The organism is Ensifer sp. 22460 (assembly GCF_052044935.1).
In the GTDB taxonomy this organism is placed as follows: domain Bacteria; phylum Pseudomonadota; class Alphaproteobacteria; order Rhizobiales; family Rhizobiaceae; genus Ensifer.
In genome coordinates, this window is the sequence record NZ_JBQENZ010000003.1 from 204,424 (window position 1) to 212,528 (window position 8,105).

Here is an 8,105-nt window from a genome sequence, read left to right on the forward strand (position 1 = left end):
TTGTTCATGATGAATTCATTTTTTTCACATTAACGTCGAAATCCAAATGTACCGCGCCACATTCGCTACAATGAAAACAGGTTCTCACGTGACGTCAGCGACCCGCATCGGCCTCTCGCTTCTCGCCGCAGCCGGCTTTCTCGCCGTGGATTTGACGGCCGCTTTCGCGCAGGATTATCGCGGCAGAAATCGCTATGGCGACGACGTCATGCTGGTCACGCCCGATGGCGAAATTCTCGACTACGTGCCGCGCGCCGATGAGGTGCAGACCATGCGCGACAGCCGCGGGCGCACGCTGCTGATCGATAGCTGGGGCAATGTGGTGGCGACCGTCGTGCCCAATCGCGGCCGCCAGGATGGCTATGGCGGCTATCGCCGCGAGGGCGACGTCGACATCTATTCGAACCGCCGCAACCGCGACACCGAGCGCGGCTACGGCTATTCCGAGCCTGGCGAAGTCACCGGCTCCATCCCCGACTATCGTGACGTGGTACCGCCATCCACCGATGGCAACGAGCTGCCGAACAGCCTTCCGGGCCTGATCGACGGCACTGAAGAGGCCGCGATCGATCCGAACGACACCCAGCCCATGCGCCAGTCGATGCCGCCGGCAATGACGGTCAAGAGCAAGTCGCGCGCCGAGATCACCGCCCTGCAGGTCTTCCTCGACCGAGAAGGTTTTTCGCCCGGCGTGATCGACGGCAAGATGGGCTCGAACGTGACCAAGGCGATCGAGGCCTGGCAGCAGTCGACCGGCGAGACGCTCGACCCCAACAATACCGAGGACATCCTCGAGCGGCTGCGCATGAGCGGCGGCATGCCGATCACCAGCTATACGATCACGGCGGCCGACGCTGCCGGCCCCTATGTCGCGTCGATCCCGGAGGACTACGCGCACAAGGCTATGCTGCCGCATATGTCCTTCACCTCGACGACAGAAATGCTCGGCGAAAAGTTCCACATGGACGAAGCCTATCTGCGCGAGCTGAACCCGGGCGTCGACTTCACCATCCCGGGCACCATCATCAAGGTGATCAATCCGGGAGCGAACAAGGCCGGCAAGGTTGCCCGCATCCTCGCCGACAAGGCGCGCAAGCAGGTGCTCGCCTATGACGACACCGGCAAGCTGATCGCCGCCTATCCGGCAACGATCGGCTCGTCCGACACGCCATCGCCTTCGGGCACGGTCAATGTCGAGCGCATCGCGCTCAATCCGGGCTACACCTACAACCCGAAGATCAACTTCAGGCAGGGCAACAACGACAAGATCCTCACGTTGCAGCCCGGCCCGAACGGCCCGGTCGGCACCGTCTGGATCGCGCTCTCGAAGCCGACCTACGGCATTCACGGCACGCCAGAGCCTTCGAAAATCGGCAAGACCCAGAGCCACGGCTGCGTGCGCCTGACCAACTGGGATGCGACCGAGCTCGCCAAGATGGTCAGCCCCGGCGTTACCGTCGAATTCGTCGATTGACGCCATTGCGTTCGGCTACTGCATGTTTCCTTTAATCGTAGCCGATTGAAGGACAAAAACATGCAGCACTTCAAAGCGCTACAGCGACCTTTGCGCGTCTTGATAAGACGCGCGGCGCTGTAGGCCAACCAACGCTGCCGAAAGCTTTTTTGCACCATTTCCCCCAATTGGGTGAGTGACTTCGGCCAAACGGCATAGAAGATGGCATTGCCTGATTGACCATCCACGACAGGCACGTTTTTAAAGATGTATCGCCGAAGCTTGACGACGTTTCGGCAAAGATTTTTCAGACGTATACATTTACAAGACCGCAGCTGCCGACGACCCAGCTGCGGTTTTTCTCCATCGCCCCACCGCGCAGCGCCCCGATGCCTCCGGCCGGCCTTGCATCATGACTTCATGAAACATTGTCATGAGAATTTTCCCCGCAATCGGCTATCACCGAGAGAACCCTGACCTATAGCCGGACGTCCGGCCGCACTTGAAGGATTGCCGCGATGGCGACGGAGCGCACCCTGCCCAACCTCTGGCATGCGACGGCACCGGCCGCGCCCGAAACCAGGCCGCTCAGCCGCGACCTGACGACCGATGTCGCGATCGTCGGCGGCGGCTTCACCGGCCTATCGGCAGCCCTGCACCTCGCCGAAAAAGGGATCAAGGCAACGGTGATCGAGGCGAAGATGATCGGCTTCGGCGGCTCCGGCCGCAATGTTGGCCTGGTCAATGCCGGCATGTGGGTGAAGCCCGACGATCTCATCTCGACCCTCGGTCCGGCCGCCGGCAACCGCCTGCTCACCGAGCTCGGCGATGGCCCGTCGATGGTCTATGCCCTGGTCGAAAAACACGGCATCGCCTGCGAGGCGGTGCGCAACGGCACGCTGCACATGGCCGTCGGTAGCGAAGGTGTCACGGAAATCAGGGATCGCGAAGCGCAATGGCAGAAGCGCGGCGCCCCGGTAGAGGCGCTCTCCGCCGAGCGGGCGCATGCGCTCACCGGCGCCGAAGGCTTTTCCGGCGCCCTGCTCGATCGCCGCGCCGGCACCATCCAGCCGCTCGCCTATGCCCGCGGCTTGGCACGCGCAGCCCTTGCCGCCGGTGCCGAGATCTACACCGACACGCCGCTGACAGGCGCCGAACGCCAGGGCGAGACCTGGGTGCTGAAGGCCGGCAATGGCGTCATCCGCGCCAAGCAGGTGATCCTTGCCACCAACGCCTATGGCGGCCTCTTCGCCGAAAGCCCGTGGCAGGCGCATACGCAGGAACTGACGATCCTGCCCTATTTCCAGTTCGCCACCAATCCGCTGCCCGATGCGGTTGCAAGCCGCATCCTGCCGGAACGCCAGGGCACCTGGGACACCGGCCTCGTCATGACGTCGTTCCGCATGGACCAGCAGAACCGGCTGATCTTCGGCTCGATCGGCCGGCTCGACGCGATCGCCGAAGGCACGCATCGTGCGTTTGCCGCCCGCTCGCTGCGCAAGCTCTTCCCCTATATCGGCGACTTCCGCTTTGAATACTGGTGGGACGGCCGCATCGGCATGACCACCAACAACCTGCCGGCCATGCACACGCTCGCCCCCAACGTGGTTTCCGTCAGCGGCTACAACGGCCGCGGCATTGCGCCGGGCACCGTCTTCGGCCGGGCTCTGGCGAACCACGTCACCGGCGAGACCTCGGCGATCCCGCTTGCCGAAACGCCCGTGACCCCAGACACCTGGCGCACCGTGAAGTCAGCCTTCTACCACGCCGGCGCCCAGGCCAAACATTTCATCGACCGGCGGTTTTGAGCAGCTCCCAGAGGATGCACTGGACCGGTCGTGCCGGTCCGCTACCTCGACGGCAACTTCTGTCATCCCGATGGAAAGCTCCACGACCATTCTGGGTCGGTCCCGGCACACCGGCCTTCTTCAGACCACCGGCCGGCCGACCAGAATGTGTGCGGCTATCCGCACCTCTGGCCGGGTCAACAACTCGCGGAAGTTGCAGCCACGAGGCACATCGGATCGCGAGATGACGATCAAGCTCCAGCGACGCCCGGCCATTCGAGAGAAAGATTGATCGGACAGCCCGAACGCGGGTGTTCAAGCATCCCCCAAAAACCGATTGCGTTACAAAAGCAGTCGACCTATCCTACACCGATTGCAATTCACAATCAGATCCGTGCGGTATTCCATGTAGGGAAGGAAGCGGCTATGGCAAAACTCGTGTTCGGAATGAACCAGTCCCTGGATGGCTACGTCGATCACATGGCGTTTGCGCCAAGCCCCACGCTCTTCCGCCACTTCATCGAGGAGGCCGAACAGCAGGCGGGCAGCCTGTACGGTCGCCGCATCTATGAGATCATGCGTTACTGGGACGACGAGCATTCGGAATGGGGTGCGGACGAGCGTGCTTTCGCGGCGGCGTGGCGGAAGCAGCCGAAATATGTCGTTTCGCGTTCGCTGAAGGCTGTCGGCTCCAATGCCCGGCTTGTCGAGGGTGATCTCGAAGGCGCAATCCGCACGTTGAAGGCTGAGCACGACGGCGAGATCGAAGTGGCTGGCCCGGTCTTGGCGCACAGCCTCACCCAACTTGGCCTGATCGACGAATACCGGATCTACCTGCACCCGGTCGTGCTGGGTCACGGCAACCCCTATTTCGCCGGCCCCCGACCGCCGCTCCGTCTGGTGTCTCATGATCGGATTGGCGAGGACGTGGTGAGGTTGACCTACGTTCCTGCTTAATTTGCTAGTCTGCCAGTCCGACAAACCAAAACGCCCCGGATCATCCCTGACCCGAGGCGTCGTCTCTCAATACGATCACGCCGCCGCGCGGTAGCCCGAACCGGCACTGACCTGTACCTGCCCAGAGGTCCGGAAGGCGCGCAGGCGCATGGCGATGTGCTCGGCCTCGCCCGTCAGCGCCTGGCTTGCGGCATTGGCCTGCTCGACCATGGCGGCATTCTGCTGGGTGATCTGGTCCATCTGGGTGATCGCAGTGTTGACCTCCTGCAGGCCGGTTGCCTGTTCGGCGGTGCTGGCGCGGATCGCGCCGAAGACGGAGCTGACTTCCACCACCTGCGCCACGATCTGCTGCAGCGACTGGGCCACCTGGTTGACCGAGTTCACCCCGTCATCCACTTGGCCGCGCGACTTGGCGATCAGTCCCTGAATATCCTTCGCAGCGTCAGCGCAACGCTGAGCAAGCGCGCGGACTTCGGACGCGACAACGGCAAAGCCCCTGCCCGCCTCGCCGGCCCGCGCCGCCTCAATGCCGGCATTCAGCGCCAGGAGGTTGGTCTGGAAGGCGATCTCGTCGATCACGTCGACGATCCGGGCGATGCTGGCCGACGACGTCTGGATCTCCTGCATCACCTCGATCGCGTGGCTGACGATCTCGCCGCTCTGTTCGGCATTGGCGCGCGCGGCAATGACGGTCGAGTTCGCCTGGTTGGCGCCTTCGGCCGTCTGCTTGACGGTGCGCGTCACCTGCTCGACGGCTGCCGCCGTCTCCTCGAGATTGGCGGCCTGCCGCTCCGTGCGCTTGGCCAGATCGTCGGCGGCCGCGGCGATTTCCTTGGCACTCGTATGGATCTGGCTGGCGCCGGCCTCGATGCCGCCGATGGCACGAGAGAGTTCGCCGATCGCGTGGTTGAAGTTTTCGCCAAGCTCCTGATAGGCGACCGGCAGATCGGCGCCGATGCGCGCTGTCAGATCGCCGTCGGCGATCTTCTTCAAGGCGGCGCCGAATGTCTTGCTGATCAGCGCGCGCTCGGCCGCCAGCACTTCTTCCTGGACGGCGCGCTGCTTGGTGACATCGGACGCATCCATGTAGACGGAGATCGACAGATCCATATCGAGGAAGACGCCCTTGACGAGGCTCGACAGCATCGCGCCCATGTCTTCGGCCGAGGTGGTCTGGCGCGAAAACAGACCGGCCTTCGGCCAGTACGCCCTAACGATTTCGGTAATCAGATGTTCGGCGATCAGCGCATAGCCGCCGATGTACCAGCGCGGCTCAAGGCCGATGCGCGCGTGGACCTGGCCGATGGTGCGGACCTTGGCACTGTACTCTTCATTGAAATTGGCGTCGGCGATGTTTGCCCAGTGGCCGACCTGCGCGCCCTTGGCGCGGTCGATATGGCTGTCGGACCAAAAGAACCGTTTCGTCTCGGGCGTCGCCTTCACCTTGCCATAGAACTTGTCGAGCGCCGGCTTCAGCTCCTTTTCAAGGATCGGCTTCAGCGCCTTGAGGCTCGTTCTGGCGGCATCGTCGAGCGCCATGAAATTCAGACGACCGGCAACATCCTGCGTACCGGCAGCGGTGTGTTCCGTTTTCATGCGCGAGCTTCCTTGCATGCTCTACTGCACGTCCCCGTAAATCGCATTCGATTTAAGGACGAAAACACGCAGCAGTTCGAAGTGATACAACGACCTTTGCGCGTTTGGTTGAGCGCGCGGCGCTGTTGTGGATCATGGAAACAGGATCGACGGCGCACTGCATGTTTCCTTTAATCGTATTCGATTAAAGGACAAAAACATGCAGCACTTCAAAGTGCTACAGCGACCTTTGCGCGTCTGATAAGACGCGCGGCGCAGTAGGCGTCTGAGATCTTCGCCGCAGTCATGGCGGCCGATTGCCCGCTTGCGGTGATCGCGACGGGCAAGCTGTGTCCTTGGCCACTGTTAGAAGCCTAGGGTAAAGGAAGCCTTACGGGCGACAGCTATTTCGCGAGTGCTGAAACAGGATTCAACCGGAACTGACGAACGTCAATTCCGGTTGAAAGGGAACAATTCGAGGAAAAGATCAGGCGGCGTTGCGCGACGCCCAGGACGGCATGCGTGCGGCCCAGGAACGGCGCGCCTTGACCGGCAACAGCGCCTGCACTTCTTTTGCCAATGCGAAGGCGTTTTCGCGCGCCTTGTCGAGGTTGCTGACACGGGCCGGATCCATCGTCTGCAGCGTGCCGCCGCAGTCGAAAATCTCGCGATAGGCGGCGCGCTCGACGATCGGCATGTCGAGCACCGAGACGCCGCGTTCGGCGAGCATGGCTTTGATCGTCTGCAGCGCGCGCGTGGTGACGAGCGAATTGACGCGGGTGAGCACGACCGAATGGTTGATGCGTTGCTTGGACCGATCCTCGATCTGGCGGATGAGTTCGAGGATCTGCGCAGCGCCGCGCGCGTCCATGGCGCAGCCCTGCACCGGGATCAGCACCTGATCGGAAATGGCCAGCGCCAGTGCGACAATTTGGTCTTTCGCGCCCGCGAGATCGATGACGATGTAATCCGCCTCATCCTTCATCTCGCGAATATGACATTCGAGCGAGCCGGGCGTGATATGCGAGATGACCGTGAGGTTGGCGATGTGGCCGGAAACTTCGGCCCAGCTCGTGATCCAGCGCTGCGGATCGGCATCGAGAACTACGACACGATGTCCTTGCCTTGCCAGCTCCGTCGACAGGATCAGCGCCGCCGTCGTCTTGCCCGCGCCGCCCTTTGCATTGGCGAAAGTGATGACCGCCATGATATTCCTCATTCTGTGCGTGTTCCGCGCTGAACCCGACGGCCACGGCCGGTGGTTCGCTTCTTAACGAAACCTTTCAGAACATGGTTAACGAATTGGTAACGCACGAACGTGAAACCTGACAGTCACGCGGCCGGAAGACCGGCGGCACGCTGCAATGAAGATCAAAACAGCAGAGGTTCCGGCTCTCAGGCCGGCAGTACGACCGGGTCCGCCGTCCGCTCCGAGCGGTAGCACATCGACGAGAACGGACCGTGCCGCATTGCTTCTCCGGCCGGGTTGAGCAGCCTCAGCACGTCATCGGCAAAGGCGCGGGCATTGGCCTGGGCCTTTGCCAGATTGCTGACCCTGGCAGCATCGAGCGAATAGAGCGTATCGCCCTGCTCGAACAGTTCGCGGAAAGCCGTGCGTTCTACCAGCGGCGTATCGACGAGGCGGATCTTGCATTCGGCCAGCATCAGCTTGACCTTGCGCATCGCCCGCGTCGTCACGATGGCATTGACCCGCGTCAACAGCACCGCATGGTTGATATTGGCGTGCGCATTGTTCTCGATATAGCGGATCAGCTCGAGCACCTGCGTGGCACCGCGCGCATCCATGACGCAGCCCTGAACCGGGATCAGCGTCAGGTCTGAAAGACCGATCGCAAGCGCAACCAGCACGTCGGCCGCTCCCGAGAGGTCGATGACCACATGCTCGACGCAACCTCGCAGCCGTCTGAGGTGGTCGCTAAGGGTCGTCGTGGTGACACCGGAGATGACGGAGAGATTGCTGTCGCTTCGACCGTGCCTAAACCAGTCGGCCATGCAGGCGAGCTGGTCGCAATCGAGAACCGCAACCCGGTCGCCGCGCCGGACAAGCTCGCTGGCGAGCAGCAACGCCGCCGTCGTCTTGCCAGCTCCCCCCTTCGCATTCGCGAGGGACACAATCGCCATTGCTCGACCCTAACTCACCCACGGCCCTCTGGTTCCGGGCCGAAACATACGCACACTCTAATGGAAGCGTTTCAGATCGCGGTAAACGAACTGTAAAGGACGCGCTTCCAGGGAACCAAATCGTGACAGTTCCGTGACAATTAGGTGACAAATCAGCTGCAATGGCAAGTGGTATTTTCGACTCCTCTAAA

6 protein-coding genes are annotated in these 8,105 nt (G+C 62.1%); 3 read left to right on the plus strand and 3 right to left on the minus strand.

Features of this window, described 5'->3' with window-relative positions; genetic code table 11:
* Positions 1-46 precede the first annotated feature (46 nt).
* From ACTJKM_RS05255 to ACTJKM_RS05265, 3 genes are all read left to right on the plus strand, one after another.
* A complete protein-coding gene (locus ACTJKM_RS05255; protein ID WP_057253407.1) occupies positions 47-1,474 on the plus strand; it encodes a L,D-transpeptidase family protein in 1,428 nt (475 codons plus the stop codon).
* Positions 1,475-1,971: 497 nt separating this feature from the next.
* Complete coding sequence (locus tag ACTJKM_RS05260) at positions 1,972-3,261, plus strand: NAD(P)/FAD-dependent oxidoreductase (protein ID WP_440659994.1); 1,290 nt, start codon at positions 1,972-1,974, stop codon at positions 3,259-3,261.
* Positions 3,262-3,666: 405 nt separating this feature from the next.
* Positions 3,667-4,197, plus strand: a complete 531-nt coding sequence (locus ACTJKM_RS05265) for a dihydrofolate reductase family protein (protein ID WP_440659995.1) — start codon at positions 3,667-3,669, stop codon at positions 4,195-4,197.
* Positions 4,198-4,272: 75 nt separating this feature from the next.
* On the opposite strand, the gene ACTJKM_RS05270 is transcribed toward ACTJKM_RS05265, so the two are convergent.
* From ACTJKM_RS05270 to ACTJKM_RS05280, 3 genes are all read right to left on the minus strand, one after another.
* On the minus strand, positions 4,273-5,793 hold the full coding sequence (locus tag ACTJKM_RS05270; protein ID WP_440659996.1) for a methyl-accepting chemotaxis protein: 1,521 nt from the start codon (positions 5,791-5,793) through the stop codon (positions 4,273-4,275).
* 466 nt (positions 5,794-6,259) lie between these two features.
* Positions 6,260-6,979, minus strand: coding sequence for an AAA family ATPase (locus tag ACTJKM_RS05275; protein WP_440659997.1), 720 nt, complete (start codon positions 6,977-6,979; stop codon positions 6,260-6,262).
* A gap of 188 nt (positions 6,980-7,167) precedes the next feature.
* Positions 7,168-7,914: an AAA family ATPase gene (locus ACTJKM_RS05280; protein ID WP_440659999.1), complete on the minus strand. Its 747-nt coding sequence runs from the start codon at positions 7,912-7,914 to the stop codon at positions 7,168-7,170.
* Positions 7,915-8,105 lie beyond the last annotated feature (191 nt).